This window comes from Streptomyces sp. NBC_00045, from assembly GCF_045041095.1.
Lineage (GTDB): Bacteria > Actinomycetota > Actinomycetes > Streptomycetales > Streptomycetaceae > Streptomyces.
Window position 1 is genome coordinate 301,246 of record NZ_CP108271.1, and the last position, 19,944, is coordinate 321,189.

Genomic DNA, 19,944 nt, shown 5'->3' on the forward strand with positions numbered 1-19,944 from the left:
CGGACTTCCCTGATCAAGGTGCTGTGCCAGGGGCATTGCAAAGTCTGATGATCTTGTGAGCGGGCTGGTCAGGCGATGCCCAGGAGGTCAAGTGGGCGGGTGAACGGTTCGTAGGAGGCGTGTCGGAGGCCGGCGGCGACGTTTTGGTGCCCGGCTGTGCGGACGGTGTTGATCGCCAGGTTGCGCAGGGTTGCCATGTTCTCGGGGGCGTGGCCGGTTCGGATCTTCGAGGCGTCCTCGCGGAAGGTGGTGTCACGAACGAAGTGAAGCCGGTTCTCGATGGTCCACTGCGAGCGGGCGAGCCGGCCGAGCCGTTGCGGCGATGCCTGATGTGAGGTCAGGTCCGTGACCGCGTAAACGGTCTCGCGGCTGACCTTGCCGGTCGTCAGGTCGGTGCGGTGGCGCAGGATGCGCACGGCCTGGGCTGCGTGGGGGAAGTCCAGGCCGAGGTCGGTGACGGTGAGTGCCCTGGTCGCCCGGGTCTCCCGGCGGCCGTGGCCGGTCTCGCGGTCGTAGCGGCGCGAGGTGACGTCCTTCCATGGCAATGACCGCAGCCGGCGGTGCAGTTCGGGCTGGTTGGCCTTGACCACGAACAGGTAGTGGGCCTTCTTCTCCTCGACGAGGAAGCGGACGTGGCCGCGCTGGGTGTGGAGCGCGTCCGCTGTGATAGTGACCCCGGTCAGGTCGAAGGGCTCCAGCAGCGCCGCGAAGCAGGTGATCTCATTCGTCTTGTCGGGGACGCGTAGTTGGGTGACGGTCCGGCCGTCGCCGGTCATCGCGGCCAGGAGGTGGGCGGCGGGCGAGGTGCCGTGCCGGGAGCCGCGGGCGGCCTTGCCGTCGATGGCCAGTGATTCCGAGCCGGCGGGGTCAGCGCCGGTCAGATCGGCCAGGCCGCCGGGGCAGGCCATGCCGACGACCCGGCGGATTGTCGCGACACTCGGCGTGACCCGTACGCCGAGTGCCCCAACGACGCGGGCGCCCAGCCGGGCCAGGGCGTGCTGCGGGGCGTTCGCGGCCCACTGGCCGATGGCCGCGAACGACTGCGCGCCGCCGACGACGGCGGAGGCGGCAACCAGCAGCACGGCCACGAACGGGTGACGCACCCCTCGGCGCCGACGCGGATCGGGAAGCAGCCGCAGCCGCTCCACCAGCGACAGTCCCGCCACGTTGTCCAGGACCGGCGACTTGATCAGGCAGACGGTGGCAGACTTGCGGCACATCGAAGCTCCGGTGGTTCGAGGCGACTTGGAGGTCACCCCGTCCAACCGGAGCTTCGTTGCGTTCGTGACGGGCCAGTCCCGCCCCCTGCACAGCCGCGACCTGCGGACTCAAGCGCTTGCGGGGACTTTGAAACGCCCCTGGGTGCTGTGCCGCGTCGGGTGAGCGCCAGGTTCCACGGCTCCGGTGGGGTGTCAGTGCAACCGACGGCCCGTCACGAAGGATTGAGGTTGGCCCGCCGGATGGCCACGAGCCGCCCATTTTCTTGGCGTCCGGCGGTCCTCCGGGATAGATCTCCGCAAGCCTTCTTTACGCTTGCCAGTCGCTACGGACGGCAGGAGACTGGTGGTATCGGCGTGGCCCCGGGCTGGAATACGGACCGGCCGGGTCAAAACGCTGCTCCCGCTGCTGTCTCATCAGCCGGTACCGGCTGTTTCCTTGGCCTCTCCATGGCCGGGAACGAACTCGAAGCAGCGATCTGAGAACTTCCAAACATCAACTGATGAATGGTTGACCATTGGTCCTCTCGTCCAGTGAGGTGTCACATGAGCAGGACCCGCCCAATCAACTGCATCATTCCCCCGTACATCCTCGACAAGATGCTGGAGAGCGAAGACCGAGAGGTGCGCCAAGCCGCCATGGACACCCTGCTGACCACTGCGCGCCTGCGGGGCGAGCGAGCGGTCCGGGCCTCCCTCGCCGGCGCGGCCGCAACCGCAGGCAACGGCCTGCGCACCATCTTCGACTGCGAGCAGGGGGTTGCCCTCCCCAACGCCGTCCTGGCCAGACCGGAAGACGGACCGCAGTCCGAGGACCCGGCCGTCAACCAGGCGTTCGACAAACTCGGCCTGACGCGCGATTTCTACAAGGAGGTGTTCCAGCGCAATTCGATCGATGACCGGGGGATGCGGCTGGACGGATACGTCCACTTCGACGCGCAATTCAACAACGCATTCTGGGACGGAGGCCAGATGGTCTTCGGCGACGGGGACGGCAGGGAGTTCAGCAACCTCACGGGATCGCTGGACGTGATCGCCCACGAGCTGACGCACGGGGTCACCGAGAACACATCGGAATTCGAGTACCACAATCAGTCCGGGGCCCTGAACGAGTCGATTTCTGACGTCTTCGGGTCGCTGGTCAAGCAATGGTCGCTGAAGCAGACGGCCGAGGACGCGGACTGGCTGATCGGGTCTGATGTGTGGACCCCGGGAATCGCCGGTGACGCCCTGCGCTCGATGAAGTCGCCGGGGCAGGCGTACAACAATCCGCAGTTCGGAAAAGATCCCCAGCCCGACCGCATGAGCAAATTCATGCACCTGCCCGACACCCCAAGAGGCGACTTCGGCGGGGTGCACTTCAACTCCGGCATTCCGAACAAGGCGTTCTTCCTGGCGGCCGTGGGCATCGGCGGGTTCGCGTGGGAAAGCGCCGGAGCCATCTGGTACGAAGCGCTCAAATCCTCCAGCAGGGACGCCACTTTCCAGAATTTCGCGGACACCACCTTCCAGAAGGCCGGGGAACTCTTCGGCACCGGAAGCCCCGAGCAGTCGGCCGTGCTGGCGGCGTGGCAGGGCGTGGAGATCCAGGTCAGCGGGGTCCCAGCGGGGCTCGGCAGGGCGCGGAGCATGCCGATCAACGGGAACGGCAGCCTGGGCCGACAGGATGGCCTGGCGGCCCTGACCAGGCAGATCGGGGAACTGAACACTAAGGTGTCCGCGCTGGCCCAGGAAGTGGCCACACTGAGGGGAGCCAAGTGAACACCGGTCGCGCACGATGAGGGTGACCCTGGAGTCATACGGCGGCCTGGCGGCGGTGATCCGCCGCCGGCCCGAGGTGCTGGACACAGCGGCCATGCCCGAGAACGCCGCAGCGGAGCTGACCCAGCTGGTGGCGGCGGCCATCGCGATGTCCGTGGAGGACCAGGCTGACCGCGCCCGGGACGCGATGACCTACACCATCACGGTGGAGGACCACGACCGCGCTACGGTACTCGAACAGTCGGACGCCACCATGTCCCCGGCGTTCGCGACCCTGCTCACCTCACTCAAGGAGCACCTCGCACAACGGGACCAGCCCTAAAGAGGTCGTTTTAGCCTGGATCGCCGCGACATCAGGTGCTTCTTAGGGTGGGGTGGAATGCGCCTCGTCCCTGTCTCATCCCACGATGTCCGGTCTTCGGGGCCGCGTGCTTCCTTCGTCGCGGCTGTGCGCCTGGGCGCACTCGGTCGGTGGCGGTATGCCGGAAGCATGGCGAAGCGACGTCCCTATCCGAGCGATCTGTCCGACGCCCGCTGGGAGTTGATCGAGCCGGTGCTCTCGGCCTGGCGTTTCGAGCGTCGCGGCAGGGCCCTGGATTTCGGTCGGCCGCCCGAGCGCGATCTGCGCGAGATCATGGACGCGGTCTTGTACGTGGCCCGGACCGGGGTCCAGTGGCGCTACCTACCACACGACTTCCCCCCTGGAACACGGTCTACGGATACTTCGCCAAGTGGGCGGACGAGGGCGTGTTCGCCCAGCTCAACGGCCTGCTCAGGCAGCTCCTGCGGGAGGAAGAAGGCCGAGATGCCGAGCCGTCGGCCTGTGTGATCGACGCTCAGAGCGTCAAGACCTCCACCAGCGTCCCGGCCTCCAGTACGAGTACGCCGACACCCCTCGCCCTGGGCATCGCGTCAGGCGGCAACGGCGACTCAATGAAGGGCAGGACCTTCTCTACCAGCCCATGACCGAGGCTCTGGAGGCGTTCGGATCGAGTCCCGTCGTGAACGGAATGACCTGAGTGACGGCGTGGGCCGGGCCGCGGGCCCCTCTCGCTCCTCCATGTCCGGCCCGGCCCGGAGATGTCCGGTCCGGGTGGAGGTCCTCCCCGCCGTCTTCCACGGAGCCGGAAGCCTCCTTGGCCGGATCACAGCCGGCGCAAGGCTGAGCGCCTGCTGCCCATTTGCTCCTGCGCTGCCTCAGCGGGGCACTCGCAGGTGGTTTCACCATGCAGGTACTTGCTCTGTGGAGGCGTCTTCAGGCACCTCCGGGCTTCCGGCCGGCGGCTGGTGCCCTTCGATGATGCGTTCCCGGCTGGTGCGGCGCTGCTGGAACCCGCAGCTGCAGAGGCTTCGGTGTACCGGGGGCACTTGGCTTCGCTCACGGCCTCGCGCACCAGTCATCGTGGTCACACCGCACCTCTGACCCCGGCTCCGGGGAGGCCAGCCCTCCTCCCCCGCCTTCACCAGCCGCGACCGGACCCGCCTCGGCATCGAGCTGCCACGTCCACGTCACGCAGAGCTCTCCGGTCGGCCAGCCGCCGGAGTGGTGTCCCAAGTGTCCTCAGCTGTCCCGCGAACACGTTCTGCTGCCAACGCGGCCTTCAGCCGAAGAGCAGCGGCACTCGCACATCAACGCAAAACTGCAGGACTTCGGCCAGGTTGGAGGCGTCCTCAATGTGCTGGTGAAGAAGCGGGTCGTCGCTGCCCGTCGCCCACTCCTCGGCGATCGCTTCCATCCGGGGCAGCATCACCTTGCACTTGGCGGGCGAGAGTTCGTCACCTCCGACATCGGGATGATCGAGCAGGGGCTCCAGCACGGTGGACACATCGCTCCACGGCCGCTCGCCGCCGAAGCCCCACATCTCGCAGAGGTCGAACCCTTCGGATCGGGCCAGGCGCTGCCGAAACGAGTGGAAGCGCACGCAGGACCAAGTGGCGTCCGGACTGCTGTTGTCCCCATCACCCGGGAAGAGAATCAGCCCCATGCGCTCCCCCTGTTCTGCGTGCTGAACACACAGGATCGACGGGAAGGGCCCCCTCGGCAACTGAGTTGATCCCCAAGCTCCGTCAACACGATGTCGGAGCCCTCCTGGAACATGCGCGGCCCTCCAAGGCCCGACGCAACGCGGCCAAGGTGATCCAAGCGAGGGGGAGCTGTTAGCGTGCCCGCCCCCGCGAGTTGGTGGCCCAGGTCCTGGACGGTCATCGCGGTTGGGGCGTTCTCGGCAGGAGCGGCGCATGGACCACCCCTGCGCCCTCAGCACGGTCCGGGTCCGTGGCGCGAGCCGCCGGAGAAGCGTTCCCGCGCCACCATCTCGGCCAGCCCTTCGCTCAGGGTCACCTGCGGGGCGAAGCCGAACGCGTCGGCGGCGACCGAGATGTCTGCGCCCGTGTGCCGGATGTCTCCCGGCTGCGAGGCCGTCCGCCGGAGGTCGACCCGGCCGGTCATGGATTCCACGATGGCGATGGCCTCGTTCATGGAAGCGCGGCTCCCTCCACCGATGTTGGCGACTCCGGTGAACTCCGCGCGGGCGGCTGCGCGCATCGCGGTCACCGTGTCCGCCACGTACGTGAAGTCCCTGGTCTGCCCGCCGTCCCCGTACAGCGCGAAGGGCTCGTCGCGCACCGCGGCGGCCACGAGCCGGGCGAAGGCCATGTCGGGTCGCTGCCGGGGCCCGTAGACGGTGAAGAGGCGCAGTGACACGGTGGGCACGCCGAAGGCGGTGCGGTACAGCTCGCACAGGTGCTCGGCCGCCAGCTTGGTCACCCCGTAGGGGGAGACCGGCCGTGGGCAGAGGGTTTCGGTCGTGGGGAGGTGCGATGTGTGTCCGTACACGGACGAGCTGGAGGCGTAGACGAGCTTGCGCAACGGCATCCCTCGCGCGGCTTCCAGGAGAGCCTGAGTGGTCAGCACGTTGCGGCTGGTGTAGCGCGGGAACTCCCGTCCCCATGAAGGGCGTACGCCGGGCTCCCCGGCCAGGTGGTAGACCGCCTCGGCGCCGTCGAGAGCCCGGGCCAGGTCCGTTTCCAGGAGGTCGGCGAACCGGAAGTCGAAGCCGTCCGAGCGTCTCAGCACGTCCAGGTTGCGTTCCTTCAGTTTCGGATCGTAGGTGTCCGTGACCGCGTCGATGCCCACCACCTCGTCCCCGGCCGCGAGCAGGTGCGCGCAGAGGTGGGAGCCGATGAATCCGGCAGCGCCTGTGACGACGGCCCGCATCAGGCCGTGCCTCCGTGGGGGCGGGACCGCCGCGCCCATTCCCGCTCCGCCGTCTCCACCGCGGCCGGCGCGTCATCGGCGATCGAGAACAGGTCGCGCGCCTGCCCGTCGGCGAACCCGCGGTCGCGCATGTCGCGCACCAGCCGGACGAACTGCCGCCAGGCCCCGTCGACGTCGAGAAGGACCAGAGGCTTGTTCATGCGTCCCAGGTACGTCAAGGACATGACCTCGATGACCTCGTCGAGGGTCCCGTAGCCACCGGGCAGCGCGACGAAGGCATCCGAGCGTTCGAACATCTCGTGCTTGCGGTCGTGCATCGTGTCGGTCACGGTGAAGTCCTGGGGCGGCGCCTCGCCGGGCGCCTCCCGGCCGAAGAGGAAGCGGGGCATGACCCCTTCGATACGGGCGCCCGCGCGCGAAGCCGCCCAGGCGACCTCGCCCATGAGTCCGGAACCCGCCCCGCCGTAGACCAGCGTGTGTCCGCGCTCCGCCACGATGCGTCCGACCTGCCGCGCCGCACGCGCGTGCGCGGGTGAGCTGCCGGCCCGGGATCCGCAGAAGACACAGATGCGCATGCGGGGTCCTGGTGGCACCGTCACGTCAAGCCTCCTCGTCCCGGCGGCCGGGGCGAAGCTCGGTCGCGGCCACACCGTCGCTCTTTGCGTCCCACACGTTTCGGTACAGCTGGAGGTATCGCTCCGTCACGGTGGTGAGTGAGAACTCCGTCTCGGCGCGCTGCCGGGACTCCTCGCCCATGGCTTCCAGTTGTTCCCGCGCGGGCAGTTCCGCGAGAGCCGTGGCGAAGTCCGTGACGGCTGGCCGGACGAGCCACCCGTTCCGGCCGGCTTCGACGATTTCCCGGTGCCCGGGGATGTCCGACAGGAGCAGGGGCAGCCCGCTCGCCATGGCTTCGAGCCCGGAGTTGGGCATCCCCTCGGCGAGCGAGGTGGAGACGTAGACGTCGGCCAGGGCGTAGTGCCGCTCGGGATGCTTGGTGGTACCCAGCCAGGTGACCCCGGCGGGCAGCCCCCGGGGGTCGAACGCCGGTCCGTACGTCGCGTCGCTCGGGCCGACCAACAGCAGCCTCAGCCTTTCGGCGTTCGCCGCGGAAACGGCGTCGACCAGGAGGTCGACGCGTTTCTGCGAGGTCAGCCGCCCGACGAACAGGGCCACGGTCTCGTCGGGGCCCACGCCGTGGCGCGCCCGTGCGGCCGCGCGGGCCGCCCTGTCGCTGACGCGGAAACGTCGTGTGTCCACACCGTTGGGCAGGGAGACGACCCGGTGCGCTGGCACTCCCCCGTCCCTGATCTCCCGGTACGTGCCCGAGTTCAGGCAGATGAAGGCCGAGATGCTCGCCCGCGCGGCACTGAACTCTGCGGTCAGGTACCGCTGCGCATGGCCGCTGGTGGGCACCTTCAGAACGACCGGGCACCCCGTGCGGTGCGCCACCTCCTGGACCAGCCGTGCCTGTGCCTCGGGCCAGAAGTACGAGAAGCCCATCACGTGGAGGACGAAGGGGCCTTGCCCACGGGCCGCCAGCAGGTGGTCCCTGACGCCCTCGTAGTAGCCCGCGTCCCCGGCGACCGGAAATCGTCTGACGGGCACCGCCGGGTTGCCGTGGTCCTCGGTGTTGGACTCGGAGGTCAGGATCTCGACGGGAACGGTGGCGGACAACCGGTCGGTCAGCGCCGCCGTGTGGTTCTCCAGACCCCCCACACCGGGAAGCCAGTTGTCACCGAGGACGTACACGCGGGTGCCGGATCCGGTGGTCACGCCGACCTGGCTATGCCGATCCAGTAGGCCGTGTGCGCGACGAGCGCGTACCAGGCCGTGCCCGGGGAGGCGAGGGCGGGCCGGACGAAGTGACCCATGAGGTAGCGGCGCCCCAGCGCGGAAACGAGGCTGCCGTGTGGCGCGTAGAGGGAGCGGTAGGTCCCGTCCCGGCCGCGCAGGTAGTAGGTCGCGACCGTCTCCTTCACGGAACTGACCGGCTTGTGCCTGGCGGTCATGGCGTCGGAGTACCCCAGGGTCCGGCCCGCGCCGGACAGAGCCGCCCTCATCCGGTGGGAGGTCTGGCCGCTGACGCTCGGACCGCGCCCTTCGGTGAAGAACCGGTCACCGAGGAGGGACGCCGCGCCCGCCACCTCCAGCGACAGGTTCCGGCAGTCCAGGCGGGAGGAGGAGCCGGCCCGGCGGTCGACGTACCGGGTGAAGCTGTACCGCATCAGCTCCGATTCGCACAGGGTGACGTACCTGCTCCACAGCTTCTCGGACCGCCCGAACAGCCAACTGGGGCCTGCGACTCCGATGTGGTCCGGGTGCAGGGAGTAATGGTGCGCGATCGAGGAGAGCCAGTCGGGCGCCACGGTGCAGTCGGAGTCGGTGAACGCCACGTGGCTGGCCGGAGTGCGGCTGAGCGCGTGGTTCAAGGCGCCCGCCTGACCCGCCGTACCGCGGTTCGGTAAGATCACCAGCTGTTCCCGCAGGTCCCGTGGCAATTGCTCCACGAGCGGCGGCTCGGAATGGTCGTCCACCACCGTCAAAGTTGCCTTGTGCCAGCGATCGACGCCCTCCACCTCGTCCTGGTTGTGGCGAATGGCGCGCAGGACTGACTCTATGCAGGCTTTGAGTTCGGTCAGCCTGTCGAGCCGCAGCCCGGGCGGACCGGTGTGGCTGAGACGTACCGGAACGACGACTTCGATCGTGGGGTGGATCGTGCTTTCGGCGGGAGAGCTCGAATTTTCGTCCACCTGTTCACTCCTCGTCGTCCGTGGCGGCAGGCGGTGACAGGGCAAGAAGGTCATGCGGCTCGGCGGTCATTCTCACCGGCTTTCCGGAGCCGTGTCTACACCGCGTCCCGTCCCCCCGCTCTCGTTCACGGTGCCCTTCCCAACCCCCGTGGCAGCGGATACTGTCCGCAGCATGTCGCGGCCCGTCACGTTACGACGATGCAGACAGTGGACGTCCTTGGTGTCCGACCGGATCTTCGATCTGCGATCGGTGAACATCCCCATGGCTCCTGCGGAATTGCGCTCGCGCGTATCCGGGACCTCAAGAAAAGCCTGGTTCGACAAGTCCGGGAGGAATATCGCGGCGATCGTGCAGGATGAAGTCCCTCGACATCACCGTCCCGCGCGGGTACTCGACTTCGGGTGCGGATGCGGTCGGGTCCTGCGCCATCTCGCCACGTCCCCCGGTCTCGAACTGCATGCCGCGGAGATCCAGACCGACCTGCTGACCTGGTGCCGTGGGAACCTGCAACCCGTGCGGTACGTGAACAACCGCGTCGAGCCGCCCCTGCCCTACGAGGACGACACCTTCGACCTGATCTACGCCATCAGCGTCTTCACCCACCTCCCCGCACCGCTGCACACGCGCTGGCTCTGCGAACTGTCCAGGATCCTCGGACCGGACGGCCGCATCGTGATGACGGAGAGAGGAGAGGCGTACACGGGTCAGCTGAACCCGGAGGAGCTCCACCGGCTCGGGTCGGACGGGATCGCCGTACGCAACGAGCGGCTGCCGGGCACGAACGCGTGCGACACCTTCGTCACCCGGCCATGGATCGAACAGGAGATGCGCCGCGCCGGACTCCGTCTGGTGAGGAGCTACGCCGCGGATCCCCGGATCCGCCCCCGAGGACGCTCACGGCGGGACCACCCCGGCCAGGACCTGTTGATCGCAGAGGTGAACCAGCACCGCCAGGGCGCAACGGAGCGAAGCCGATGACGACGGACGCACCGGGGCTCGTGCCGTTGACGGACAGCGCCACGGCCGAACGCTGGGCGTCCGAGGTGCTTGCCGCGCGCGGACTCTGGCGGCGGCGCCATCCGCAACTGCCCTATTACTCACTCGGCTCGGCGGTCTTCCTCGACAGTGTCGGCGCCGACGGGACGCCCTACCGCGATGAGCTGCCGGCGGCCAACGCGTTCCTGATGGGACGGTTCGCGGGTCTGTACGAGCTGCTGTTCTCCCGTCTCGCCGAACTCCTGGGGTCCCCCACCGTACCCGCCGAGGGCCTGGCACTCCCGGGGTTCCAGATCATGGAGCCGCATGCCGACTTCACACGTCCTGTGGCAGCCATGCACCACGACCTGCAGTACCGCAAGCTGCGCTGGTGGAACGCGGCTGTGGACCGCCCTTGCGAGCAGGCGTCGTTCACGGTTCCGCTCCTCGTCCCCACCGGGGGCGCGGGCGTCGTCTTCTGGCTGCACTCCACCGGCCCTACGGGCGACCACCGGCTCGACGCGCTGCGCAGGGAGGCGATCGACTACGCCCCGGGGGCGATGCTGCTGCACTCGGGGCACGAGCTCCACCAGATCGCCCCGCTGCACCCGTCCTCGCTCCTCTCCCCCGACAGACCCCGGATCACGCTGCAAGGCCACGCCCTGAAGATCGACGACGTCTGGCAGTGCTACTGGTAGCGAAGGGAGCAAGCGTGCCGGAACCACCACGAGAATCACGCCGACAGTGGGCCGTCGACGGCCCCGCGTCGGCTCCGGGCGTGCTCCGCGGTGCGAACGCCGCGGGCTTGGACCTGTCCTACGCCAATCTGAGCGGCGGGAACCTCCGCGATGGTGAGGGCACGGCCGACCTGCGTGGCACCGACTTCTCCGGTGCCCGGCTGGTCGGTGCCAACCTGCGCGGGGCGCGGCTCAATGGAGCGAGGCTGGCCGGCGCCGACCTGCGGCGCACCGATCTGCGCTGGGCGGACCTGCGCCATGCCGACTTGCGGGAGGCGGACCTGCGCCACGCGGACCTGCGGGAGGCGGACGTCCGGGACTCGGTGCTGACCGGCGCGGTCCTCGCCGCCGCCGACCTGCGCGGAGCCCGTCTGCCGGACGACCTGTCGGCGACGGCGGAGCCTTCCCACCTGATCGGCCGGCTGGACCGGCAGCCGGACCAGGACGAGGTGGAGCGGTTCGCGGCGGAGGGGTTGCTGCGCTGGTCGGCGACGTCCGCCGGTGCGCGGCTCGCCGAGCTCGCTGCACTGGCCTGCCAGGGTCTTTTCGCGCTTCCCGCCGCCGAGAAGGAGGAGTGCTGGTCGGGTCTCGTCCGCAATCACGACCCCGGGTGGAGCGTCACACCCGGGGCGCCCCACACCCAGCGGTGGCACGTCAGCGCCGCGGAGCCCGATCTGAACTGGCCGCGCTCGCTGCGCAACGAACTCGCCGCAATGACCGAACTCATCACCCTCGCGTGCACCATGGTGGTGCCGCTCCTGGACGCGGTCGCTGCGCACCTGTCGCTCACCGGGGGAAGGGAACCGGGCATCGGCCTCGCTCGCGGCAGCATCACCGTCCGGCTGCTGCACTACACCGGCTCCGGACCGGGTGACCGTTTCCCCGAGCACCAGGACAGCGGGGTGGCCACCCTCCACATGTACGAGGATCCGCCGGGCCTGGACGTACGCGAAGGTGGCGGGTGGCGTGCGGCGGATCTACAGTCGGCGCCGCTCCTCGGTGCGGGACGGGCCCTCGGCCGGGTGTCCACCGTACGACCGCTGACCCATCGGGTGGGCCCTGGTGAGCGATCGAGGAACGCCGCCGCGATCTTCTTCCACGCGAGCACGGGTGTGCTCCGGACCGACTGAGCAGGTGATCTGATGAACAGGCCCGTACCCACGCTGAAGTACCTCACGATCAAGCCCAACATCCATTGCACCAGCGACTGTCCCTACTGCTCTTCCCGGCAGATGCTCTTCCAGGCGTCGAAGGACGTCCGGCTCGGCGTGGACGACTGGGCGAGGGTGATCAGAGAAGCGGACGAGCTGGGCGCGAGCTATCTCGACATCAGTGGCGGGGAACCCACCATCTACGCGGGCCTGCCCGCCGTCGTCTGGGAGGCGAAGCGTCTGGGCTGGTTCGTCTCGATCAATACCACCGGTTTCCAATTGGAGCAGCAGACAGACGAGTTGGCTGCGGCCGGGCTCGACCAGGCGTGCATATCGATCATGAGCCTCGATCCGGAAACCCACAACCGGCTCCGTGCATCCAGGGACGGATGGCAGCGGATGTTCGCCGGAATGCGAGCGGTCGCGGAAAGCCCGCTGCGGCTGGTGCTGCACTTCATCTTGAGCAGGCAGAACTTCCGCGAGTTACCGGAAGTGATCTCTTTCGCCTTCGATAACGGGGCGAACTCGCTGGCCTTCGTGTATCCGGAAAACGATCACATCGACCGGTCCCTGCTGATGACGCGGGACGACATATCCGAGTTCCGGGAAAAGGTTCTTCCGGAAGCCACCGAAAGGTACCGGGAACTGGGCCGGTTCGGTGAGGAGTTCCCGGTCATGTTCCCCGACGACCTCGTCGGGGCGGACTACGCGCTCGGCAAGTACTGGGCGTCCGTCGAGGAAGCACACGAGCGGTGCGACAAGCCCGACACCTTTCTCCTCGTCTACCCGAACGGATCCGTCCTGCCCTGCAACGGCATCGAGTACGCGCACGAGCCCATCATCGGCAACGTGTTGCGGCAGAGCCTGCGCGAGGTGTGGTCCGGGGAGAGCATGGAGGGGTTCCGGGACGGCCGCATCCCCTACTGCGAGCACTGCCCCATCAAACGGCACTGCTCAGTCTCGGTGGCGACCACGAACAACCCGCCCTACTACGCGGACGTGGTGAAGCGGGTTCCCGATCTCCTGGCGCCGACCCGCCCCGCGGTCCGCCGGGGCACCGGGGAGCGGCTGGTCCTTCCGATCGTCACTCGGGACCAGGTCTGACGGGAGGCGACGCATGGCTCGCGTATTCGTCACGGGCAGTCACGGGCTCATCGGTTCCGCCCTGTCCGAAAGGCTGCGTGCGGACGGCCACGAGGTCGTCGGCTACGACATCGCTGCCGACAGGCGTCACGACGTCGTCGATCCGCACGCCCTGGCATCCGCCATGGCGGGCTGCTCCGGCGTCGTGCACCTCGCCGCGGTCTCCCGGGTCATCTGGGGAGAACACGATCCCGGTGCGTGCCACGCGGTCAACGTCATCGGTACCCGCAACGTCCTCGCCGCCGCGTCCTCGCTCCGCGAGGTCCGCCCCTGGTTCCTCTTCGGCAGCAGTCGCGAGGTGTACGGACAGGCTCGACACCTTCCGGTCAGCGAGTCGGCGGGACTCGCGCCGCTGAACTGCTACGCACGGTCGAAACTGGACGCGGAACTCCTCGTCGAGCAGGCCCGGGCCGGCGGACTCAACACGGCCATCGTGCGGTTCTCCAGCGTGTACGGTTCCGTGGCCGACCACCCCGACCGGGTGGCGCCCGCCTTCGCCCGGCTCGCGGCAGAAGGCGGTGTGCTGCGTATCGACGGTGGCGACACCACACTCGACTTCACCCATGTGAGCGATGTCGCCGAGGCCCTCAGCCGGATGGTGGAGCGGCTGTCGTCGGGCAGCCGACTACCCGCGCTCCACCTGGTCTCGGGCCGCGCGACCTCCCTGTCCCGACTGGCGGACCTGGCCGTCCGCTGCGCTTCCGGTGGCACGATCAGGATGGCCGCGCCACGGCACTACGACGTGGGACGGTTCGTCGGCGACCCGGCACGCGCGGCGCGCGTCCTCGGGTGGCGGGCCACGACGGGCATCCAGGAAGGCATCGAACGCCTCGTCGAGGACTTCGCCAAGCGCTAGTGGGCTTGGGTCAGGTGGACAGATCGGCGGCGTGTCCGGATGTGCTTCGCGCGCGTTCCAAGCCGGCGACTGCCACTGCGGCAACTCTTCGGCTGCCCGTTCATAGCCGGGGGTGCCGGCGGCGGACGCGGGCCCGGCCGGCCGGGCCGATGCCGGTGGACGGGCCCGCGCCGTGGTGCTGCGCGACCGGGCGGCCGCGGGACTCGGATGATGTTCTTGTAGAGGTTCCAACCGGTGCCGAAATTCACCCGGGCGGCGAAGGTCGCGGTGCCGGCGTCGCCCGTCGAGGTGTACCGGGCGAGCAGGTCGGCCCGCCCGTCGCGGAGTAGTCGCCCGCGCCGACGAGCGCGTCGTAGCCGTTCCATCAGGTGCTGACCTTGATGCGCGCGGGCCCACACCGGCCTCGCTGGGCCCAACCGCGAGCCCTCCCGAAACCGTCGGCACACCGACCGCCCATGCAGGGCACGGGGCGTGATGGCACCTACGGTTGGGGCGGGGTGATGCGGGACAGCAGTGCGCGGATCGCCGCGGTGCGGGGGTGCTCCGGGTGGAGGTACCGCTCGCAGGCGGCCAGTGCCCGGCCGGCTTCCGCCCGGGCCTCGTCACTGCGTCCGAGGGCGTGCAGGGCGGTTGCCCTGTGGAGCTCCAGGTGCCCGGCGGCTTGGGGCAGCGGCTCGGGGAGGGTCTCCAGCGACTCTGCCAGTGCCTCCTCGTAGCGCCCCAGCCCTGACAGGCTGCGGCTCAGCAGGGTTCGAAGGGGGGGCACGACACCCTTGTCGGCCCGTGGCAGGTGTGCGCGGGCGATCGTCTCCGCCTCCTCGTGGTGTCCCTGCTCGCACAAGGCGTGTCCGAGACAGATCAGGGCGGACAGTTCGAACTTCTTGTCCGCAACGGGCTGTGCCCGCCGCGCCAGGGCACGCAAGACGTCTCGGGCTTCGGCCTCCGCTTCGGCGGGCCGTTCCTCGTCGATCAGCACCCACGCGCGGTTCAAGCGGGCGGGCAACAGGAGGTTGTGGTGGATGTCGTACGTCTGCTCGGCCTCTGTGATCAGTGCCTCGAACTCGGCCAGAAGTGACGGCTCTTGTCGTCCGTGGGCGCGTGCCGCGCGGGCGGCGACGTAGGCGGCCAGCCAGAGGGTGCCCGGCCGGCGGTCCCGTCCCCTCCGGCTCTTCCGGGCCGTGACGAGGGCGCCTGCCCGCGCCTCCGCTTCTTCGAACCGGCCCTCGTCCATCAGCGCGTAGGCCTCGTCGAGAGCAGCGAGATGCCACGGAGCCGGGGCCCCGCCCTTCCACGCCAGCCAGGATGTCGCCTGCCACATACGCCTGCGGTACGTCATGGCAGGTGAGGGTACGTGCCCACCGGGAATGCCCGATCGGCGGGCCCGCCGGCTCGCCTCCGGGCTCCAGCGAGAGTCCGGAACACGCACCGGAGGGGCCGGGCAGTTCTCCCCCCGAGTGCACGGCTTGCAGCCGCGCACTCGGGGCCACCGAAACACCCGAACGGCGTGGAGCTGCGTGGTTCATGCCCCGGGCGGCTCAGCTGGTCGATGCTGCGGTCAGCGGCGCCGCACGGGCCTGCTGCGCGATGGAACGCCTCCCTGCTGCCCGCAAACGCGTCGCCTCAAGGAGCACGTGAGCGGCACGACGTTGCTCATGTTCGTCGCGTCGGACCGTCATGGCCCCATGAGTCGGTCGCGGCGGTCGGATACTTCCCATCCAGCCCCGGCGGCAACCGGGGGGCATGGGCATCGGGCAGTTGATCCGCGAACTACGTAGCGTGGCACGGTTGGTCCCAGGCCGCCTGACCGACTAGATCAACACCCGTCACGAGACGACGCCGACCCGGGAGTACGCGGCCCGGTGGGAACTCAGGAAGATCACCCCGCGCCGGTTTTACCTAGGCGCTCCATCGCGGGCGCAGTACGTGCCGCTAGCCGTCCTGGAGGGTCCCGGGTCGGTCAAGGCCGCGGATGTTGCACCCGTGCCGCGCCGCTTCCTTCGTCCATGCGGGGACGGGGTCGACGAAGTACTGGACCTCACCGCGGCGGTAGGCGTCGAGGTCGCGCTGCAGGGCGGCGCACCGGCACGCATCGGGAGGTGCGGCAGTTGCCGCGGCAGGGGTGAGCAGAAGTCCGCCGAGGGCAGTGACGGTGGCGGTGGCGATGGCGGCGACACGAAGGCCACCACGGGGAGTGCGCTTCATCGAGTACGACATGTCGTCCGGGCCGGCCTCAGCCGGCACCGGCCTCCTTTCCGCAAGGCTGTGAGCGGGTGGCCACCGTACTCCGAGCCGGCCCTCTGCCTCCGCGGATGGGACACGAATGGCCGACTTGGGCCCCTCGTGCAGGGGAAGGCGCTCCCGTATCCCGGCGGGGCGATCAGAACTCCGCGGCCTTGTGAAATGCGTCCCGGGGGCCAGGTGGGTGGCCTCGCTCCCGGTTGGCCGATACCGGGTCGGCGTTGCGGCCGCGTCGTACAGAGGAGTCGGTGAGGGTGGTGGGATGGTTCGCGGCCCGCTGTGGGGCCACCGTCGCCGGGAGTGTGAGTCATGCACCGTTCTGTGCCCGTCCTGCTTGTTGCCGTCGCCGTTACCGGATCATTCGCTGCTCCTGCTGCCGCGGACGGCCCGACGCCGATCACCTCGCCCTACGTCCAGGCCGCCGCTGACGTCTCCGCCGACGGTGCACTGAAGCGGGCGAAGAACATCGACTGGGTACGCCACGTCGACACCGGCCGGTACTGCGTGAACGTCAGCGACCAGGTGAACGTTGCGTTCAGCGTGGTTCAGGTCGAGCTGCCCAACTCCAACCGGCGCAGCTTCAGCACTGCGCCCAATCCGGTCTGCGGCGCGAACACGGTCACGGTCTACACGTACGACCTCAAGGGGAGCTACGTCGACAACCCCTTCACGGTCGCGGTCCTGTGAGCGGGTCGCACGGGCACTCCCAGCCGGGTCGGTCCCAGCCACGGACGCCCCGCCCAGAGCACGGGCTGCGGGCGGGGCGGATGCGAGAGGCGTAAGAGCTCAAGCTCTCATGTTCCTCAAGTAGCGGGGCCCTCCTCCTCATGTTGATGACAATGGTGAGGAAACGGGGGTGGAAACATGGGATATCTCGTGGTCTTGGCGATCGCCTTGATCGTGATAGCCATCGCAGCGGTCCGCGGCAGGGGCAAGCCGTCGCGGAGGCGGAGCAACAGTTCTTGGGGCGACGGCGGAGGATTCGGCTGCGGCGGCGACTCGTCCTGCGGTGGCGGCTCGTCTTGCGGTGGCGGCGGAGGCGACTGACACCACGGGCCGCACTGCCCAGGTTGCCGCACGAACAGGGCCGACCTTCATACGGTCGGCTCTGTTTCACTTCTTGCCTGCGCCCGGTGCTCGCGCTGGAGCCGGCGCGGAAGCCGGTGGCGGATGCCGACCGGTTGTGGATCGTGGACGGCACCCTGGCCACGGTCCGCGACCGAACAGTCGGGGCCTCGTCGCGGAGCGCCAGGTGTCCCGGCTCCATCAGGGGTGGCTCCGGGGCGTCTCGGGGTCGGTCCCTGATGGCTGGTCAGTCATCCTTCGTCAGAGTCAGGGCATGACTTCAGAGAACACCCCGGCCGACCGCGCGACCGCCACCGTGAGGGGCCGTAGGAAGCGGTTGTCGCTGGCGGGGCTGGCCTGCACGGCCCTGACTGCAGTGGTCCTCAGCGCCGCCACCCCCGCTCTCGCCGCGCCGACCGCCAGCTCCGCAGCCGTCGTGGCGGCCTCCAAGACGGACCTCCCCAAGCTGAACGAGGCTGCCCTCCAAGCGGCGGTCGAAGGTTCCTCCGTCAGCGCGACGGCGATGCTGGCCCGGGTCAGCAGGATGGCTGGACAATGGACGGGAACCTCCGGGGTCGCCCGGCCCGGGCGGACTGCGGACGGTCCGCGTCAGCGGCCGACGATCCCGCTGTCACGGGCCGATGGCGGCCGACGCCGTGGGACTGAAGTCACGGTGAGGCCGCCAGCCACCGACTGGAGGGCGCGGCCTGCTCGGCGGGCTGGTCCCGCTGCCGCTGGCGGCGACGCTGTGCGTTGTGGTGGTCTTCGACGCACCGGGTGAACAACTTCGGGGGCCGTGACCTCCTCGGCATCGCCGAATTCGCCGTAGAGGCCGGCACCGGGCGAGACGGCATCGGCCTCCTACTTGATGGCGTCCGCGGGCTGCCGGGAGGAAGTGAGCCCAGGAGCCCGGCCCAGACACCAGCCGAGGAGTGCTGGCCCTTCTGCGCAGGCCGTGGGGACGCGGCTGAGGTCAGGCTGGGTGAGGTGGTTGGGAGGTATGGACAACGCGCCGCAGTCGGCCCCCACCGGGCCGGGCGTCGCTCCTCCGGCCACGAGGGGACCTGTTGACGCGGCGGTGGAAAAGAAGGTGCCTCTGCCGCGCGACATCCTGACGTCTCACGTAGTCAAGAAAGGTATGCACAGGGATCACAGAACAAGAGAACAGGCGGGGGCCGAGTGAAATCAGCACAGGAGGATGAGTACCTGGAGTTCGTGGCAGCGAGGGCGAAGGAGCTGTACCGCTCGGCGTACGTCCTCGCGGCCGGTGATACGCATCTTGCCGAAGACCTGGTCCAGGAAACCCTCGCCCGGGTGTACGTGCACTGGAAGCGGGTAGCCGGTGCGGACAGCCCGGCGGCCTACGCCCGGACGGTTCTGGTCCGCACCTTCCTCAGCCTGCGACGTCGGCGGAGCACCGGCGAGCGCCCCCTCGGGAACATGCCCGACAGCGCGACGTCCGGCCCGGACACTGCACTGCGGCTCGCCCTGATGGACGCGCTCGGCCAACTTCCGCCCCGCGACCGGGCGGTGCTTCTGCTGCGCTACTGGGAGGACCGCAGCATCGAGGAGACCGCGCAGATGCTCAGGCTGAGCAGGAGCGCGGTCCGCTCCCAGGGCACCCGGGCACTCGGCAGGCTGCGGGCGTTGCTCGGCGACAGCCTGCCCGACCTGGTTCCGCACTGAGCACCGGTGCTACCAGGTCGAACCCGCCGCAAAGCCCCCATCAGCAACAGAAAAGGTGACGCCAGCATGCCGTTCGAAGCAGACCTCGCACATGCCCTGGACCGCACGACCGACTCCCTCGAACCCGATCTCACCGCCCTTCTGAGCGGAGCCGTCGAGCGCGGACGACGCAGCCGTCGGCGCCGACGCAGTGTCGCCGTCATCACCGGGGTCGGCGCCTGCGCCGTGATTGCCGTAGCCGGCCTGGTCATCCCCGGCGCGCTCGCCGGAGCCCGACCCGCAGGATCTGACATCGAGGCGGTGGCGCTGGCGATGCCCCGTTCCGCGATCACCGGCACCCAGATGGTCGAGGCTCTGGAGAAGACGTTCCCCGGGAGCCGGTTCAGTGAAGCCGCCGGACAGAGCAACGACCCCTCGGACCCGTCCAGTGGGAAGGTTGCCAACGGTCGACTGCTCGTCGACGACGGCCAGGGCGCCGCCATGGTCGGTGTCTCGGCCGTGCGGCTCAAGCTGCCGCTCAGGGACGGCGACGGGTTGAGCTGCGAGCGTACGCCCGCCCGTGCCAAAGGCGACACGTGCAAACTGAGCGAGCTGCCGAGCAGCGCCGCGGTTCCCGGAGGGGCCGTGGTGATGTCGGAACGGAACGCGGCCGAGCACCCGGCCCGTACCGACACCGCTCACCGCTGGACGGTGACGGTGACCCTGAAGGCGACCGGCGCCCAGCTTCAAATGGTGCAGTGGAACAGCGCCGGCGGCGGCAGTGACGCCGACACACCGAAGCCGACCCGTACGGCTCCCCCGCTCTCCGAACAGCAGGTGGTGGCCGCACTCACCGGTGCCGTCTGGTCGCCGATCCTCGGTGCCGTTGGCTGACCCATTGCCATGCCGTCACAGGGGCGGAACGGGTGTCGGCCCAGCGCCGACCGCTGCGGAGGCCGGTGAGGCAGTCATCGACCGGATCGTCCTCACGGTCAAGTCGGTGACCACCCGGCCCTGCGGCACCTGTTGACCCGCATTGCCGATGTCGCGGTGCACAATGCGGCATTTACGGATGTCGATCAGCACGTCATCTGTCCAATGTGGTCCGAGGAGGTGATCGGCTGGGCGCCTGACGACGCGTGAGCCTCGATACCATCGCCTGGTCGCG

At 69.1% G+C, this 19,944-nt stretch carries 19 protein-coding genes and 1 pseudogene; 11 read left to right on the top strand and 9 right to left on the bottom strand.

What is annotated here, in order from left to right; genetic code table 11:
• Positions 1-68: 68 nt before the first annotated feature.
• On the bottom strand, positions 69-1,220 hold the full coding sequence (locus OHA65_RS01595) for an ISAs1 family transposase (RefSeq protein ID WP_327286055.1): 1,152 nt from the start codon (positions 1,218-1,220) through the stop codon (positions 69-71).
• A gap of 543 nt (positions 1,221-1,763) precedes the next feature.
• On the opposite strand from OHA65_RS01595, the gene OHA65_RS01600 reads away from it, so the two are divergent.
• The 3 genes and pseudogenes from OHA65_RS01600 to OHA65_RS01610 form a co-directional block, all read left to right on the top strand.
• A complete protein-coding gene (locus OHA65_RS01600) occupies positions 1,764-2,978 on the top strand; it encodes a M4 family metallopeptidase (protein ID WP_405760883.1) in 1,215 nt (404 codons plus the stop codon).
• A gap of 16 nt (positions 2,979-2,994) precedes the next feature.
• Positions 2,995-3,300 carry a protealysin inhibitor emfourin gene (locus OHA65_RS01605; RefSeq protein ID WP_327281237.1) on the top strand — a complete coding sequence of 102 codons (306 nt, stop codon included), beginning with the start codon at positions 2,995-2,997 and terminating at the stop codon, positions 3,298-3,300.
• 168 nt (positions 3,301-3,468) lie between these two features.
• Positions 3,469-3,851: pseudogene (locus OHA65_RS01610) on the top strand (transposase); the annotation flags it as partial.
• Positions 3,852-4,579: 728 nt separating this feature from the next.
• Here the strand turns inward: OHA65_RS01610 and OHA65_RS01615 are convergent.
• From OHA65_RS01615 to OHA65_RS01635, 5 genes are all read right to left on the bottom strand, one after another.
• Positions 4,580-4,963: a hypothetical protein gene (locus OHA65_RS01615; RefSeq protein ID WP_327281238.1), complete on the bottom strand. Its 384-nt coding sequence runs from the start codon at positions 4,961-4,963 to the stop codon at positions 4,580-4,582.
• Positions 4,964-5,235: 272 nt separating this feature from the next.
• The gene (locus OHA65_RS01620) at positions 5,236-6,195 is read right to left on the bottom strand and encodes an NAD-dependent epimerase/dehydratase family protein (protein ID WP_327281239.1); all 960 of its coding nucleotides are present in this window, start codon (positions 6,193-6,195) and stop codon (positions 5,236-5,238) included.
• Positions 6,195-6,770, bottom strand: a complete 576-nt coding sequence (locus tag OHA65_RS01625; protein ID WP_327281240.1) for a TIGR00730 family Rossman fold protein — start codon at positions 6,768-6,770, stop codon at positions 6,195-6,197. The genes OHA65_RS01620 and OHA65_RS01625 overlap by 1 nt, the downstream gene beginning before the upstream one ends.
• A 25-nt stretch (positions 6,771-6,795) precedes the next feature.
• Positions 6,796-7,968 carry a glycosyltransferase family 4 protein gene (locus OHA65_RS01630; RefSeq protein ID WP_327281241.1) on the bottom strand — a complete coding sequence of 391 codons (1,173 nt, stop codon included), beginning with the start codon at positions 7,966-7,968 and terminating at the stop codon, positions 6,796-6,798.
• Positions 7,965-8,945, bottom strand: a complete 981-nt coding sequence (locus OHA65_RS01635) for a glycosyltransferase (protein ID WP_327281242.1) — start codon at positions 8,943-8,945, stop codon at positions 7,965-7,967. Before OHA65_RS01635 ends, OHA65_RS01630 begins: the two co-directional genes overlap by 4 nt.
• Before the next feature lie 220 nt (positions 8,946-9,165).
• Between OHA65_RS01635 and OHA65_RS01640 the strand changes: the two genes are divergently transcribed.
• From OHA65_RS01640 to OHA65_RS01660, 5 genes are all read left to right on the top strand, one after another.
• Positions 9,166-9,924: a class I SAM-dependent methyltransferase gene (locus OHA65_RS01640; RefSeq protein ID WP_328761222.1), complete on the top strand. Its 759-nt coding sequence runs from the start codon at positions 9,166-9,168 to the stop codon at positions 9,922-9,924.
• Entirely contained in the window at positions 9,921-10,619 is a 699-nt protein-coding gene (locus tag OHA65_RS01645) for a hypothetical protein (RefSeq protein ID WP_327281244.1), read from the top strand. Before OHA65_RS01640 ends, OHA65_RS01645 begins: the two co-directional genes overlap by 4 nt.
• Positions 10,620-10,699: 80 nt before the next feature.
• Positions 10,700-11,788 carry a pentapeptide repeat-containing protein gene (locus OHA65_RS01650; RefSeq protein WP_405760889.1) on the top strand — a complete coding sequence of 363 codons (1,089 nt, stop codon included), beginning with the start codon at positions 10,700-10,702 and terminating at the stop codon, positions 11,786-11,788.
• 12 nt (positions 11,789-11,800) lie between these two features.
• A complete protein-coding gene (locus OHA65_RS01655) occupies positions 11,801-12,913 on the top strand; it encodes a radical SAM protein (protein ID WP_328761225.1) in 1,113 nt (370 codons plus the stop codon).
• Positions 12,914-12,926: 13 nt separating this feature from the next.
• On the top strand, positions 12,927-13,808 hold the full coding sequence (locus OHA65_RS01660; RefSeq protein ID WP_327281247.1) for an NAD(P)-dependent oxidoreductase: 882 nt from the start codon (positions 12,927-12,929) through the stop codon (positions 13,806-13,808).
• 481 nt (positions 13,809-14,289) lie between these two features.
• On the opposite strand, the gene OHA65_RS01665 is transcribed toward OHA65_RS01660, so the two are convergent.
• Positions 14,290-15,144: a hypothetical protein gene (locus OHA65_RS01665; protein WP_328761227.1), complete on the bottom strand. Its 855-nt coding sequence runs from the start codon at positions 15,142-15,144 to the stop codon at positions 14,290-14,292.
• 593 nt (positions 15,145-15,737) lie between these two features.
• Positions 15,738-16,049, bottom strand: a complete 312-nt coding sequence (locus OHA65_RS01670; RefSeq protein ID WP_327281249.1) for a hypothetical protein — start codon at positions 16,047-16,049, stop codon at positions 15,738-15,740.
• A gap of 306 nt (positions 16,050-16,355) precedes the next feature.
• Here OHA65_RS01670 and OHA65_RS01675 point away from each other — a divergent pair, with 306 nt between their 5' ends.
• The 3 genes from OHA65_RS01675 (at position 16,356) to OHA65_RS01685 (ending at position 19,670) form a co-directional block, all read left to right on the top strand.
• Positions 16,356-16,733, top strand: coding sequence for a hypothetical protein (locus tag OHA65_RS01675; RefSeq protein WP_328761229.1), 378 nt, complete (start codon positions 16,356-16,358; stop codon positions 16,731-16,733).
• A gap of 1,557 nt (positions 16,734-18,290) precedes the next feature.
• A complete protein-coding gene (locus OHA65_RS01680) occupies positions 18,291-18,797 on the top strand; it encodes a SigE family RNA polymerase sigma factor (RefSeq protein ID WP_327281251.1) in 507 nt (168 codons plus the stop codon).
• Positions 18,798-18,863: 66 nt separating this feature from the next.
• Positions 18,864-19,670, top strand: a complete 807-nt coding sequence (locus tag OHA65_RS01685; protein ID WP_327281252.1) for a hypothetical protein — start codon at positions 18,864-18,866, stop codon at positions 19,668-19,670.
• Positions 19,671-19,685: 15 nt separating this feature from the next.
• Here the strand turns inward: OHA65_RS01685 and OHA65_RS01690 are convergent, their stop codons facing one another.
• Positions 19,686-19,862: a hypothetical protein gene (locus OHA65_RS01690; protein ID WP_329312333.1), complete on the bottom strand. Its 177-nt coding sequence runs from the start codon at positions 19,860-19,862 to the stop codon at positions 19,686-19,688.
• Positions 19,863-19,944: the final 82 nt, after the last annotated feature.

Coding starts and splice junctions, on each gene's coding strand:
- OHA65_RS01595 (WP_327286055.1), bottom strand. CDS start 1,220: ATGTGCCGCAAGTCTGCCACCGTCTGCCTGATCAAGTCGCCGGTCCTG.
- OHA65_RS01600 (WP_405760883.1), top strand. CDS start 1,764: ATGAGCAGGACCCGCCCAATCAACTGCATCATTCCCCCGTACATCCTC.
- OHA65_RS01605 (WP_327281237.1), top strand. CDS start 2,995: ATGAGGGTGACCCTGGAGTCATACGGCGGCCTGGCGGCGGTGATCCGC.
- OHA65_RS01615 (WP_327281238.1), bottom strand. CDS start 4,963: ATGGGGCTGATTCTCTTCCCGGGTGATGGGGACAACAGCAGTCCGGAC.
- OHA65_RS01620 (WP_327281239.1), bottom strand. CDS start 6,195: ATGCGGGCCGTCGTCACAGGCGCTGCCGGATTCATCGGCTCCCACCTC.
- OHA65_RS01625 (WP_327281240.1), bottom strand. CDS start 6,770: ATGCGCATCTGTGTCTTCTGCGGATCCCGGGCCGGCAGCTCACCCGCG.
- OHA65_RS01645 (WP_327281244.1), top strand. CDS start 9,921: ATGACGACGGACGCACCGGGGCTCGTGCCGTTGACGGACAGCGCCACG.
- OHA65_RS01655 (WP_328761225.1), top strand. CDS start 11,801: ATGAACAGGCCCGTACCCACGCTGAAGTACCTCACGATCAAGCCCAAC.
- OHA65_RS01660 (WP_327281247.1), top strand. CDS start 12,927: ATGGCTCGCGTATTCGTCACGGGCAGTCACGGGCTCATCGGTTCCGCC.
- OHA65_RS01665 (WP_328761227.1), bottom strand. CDS start 15,144: ATGACGTACCGCAGGCGTATGTGGCAGGCGACATCCTGGCTGGCGTGG.
- OHA65_RS01675 (WP_328761229.1), top strand. CDS start 16,356: ATGCACCGTTCTGTGCCCGTCCTGCTTGTTGCCGTCGCCGTTACCGGA.
- OHA65_RS01685 (WP_327281252.1), top strand. CDS start 18,864: ATGCCGTTCGAAGCAGACCTCGCACATGCCCTGGACCGCACGACCGAC.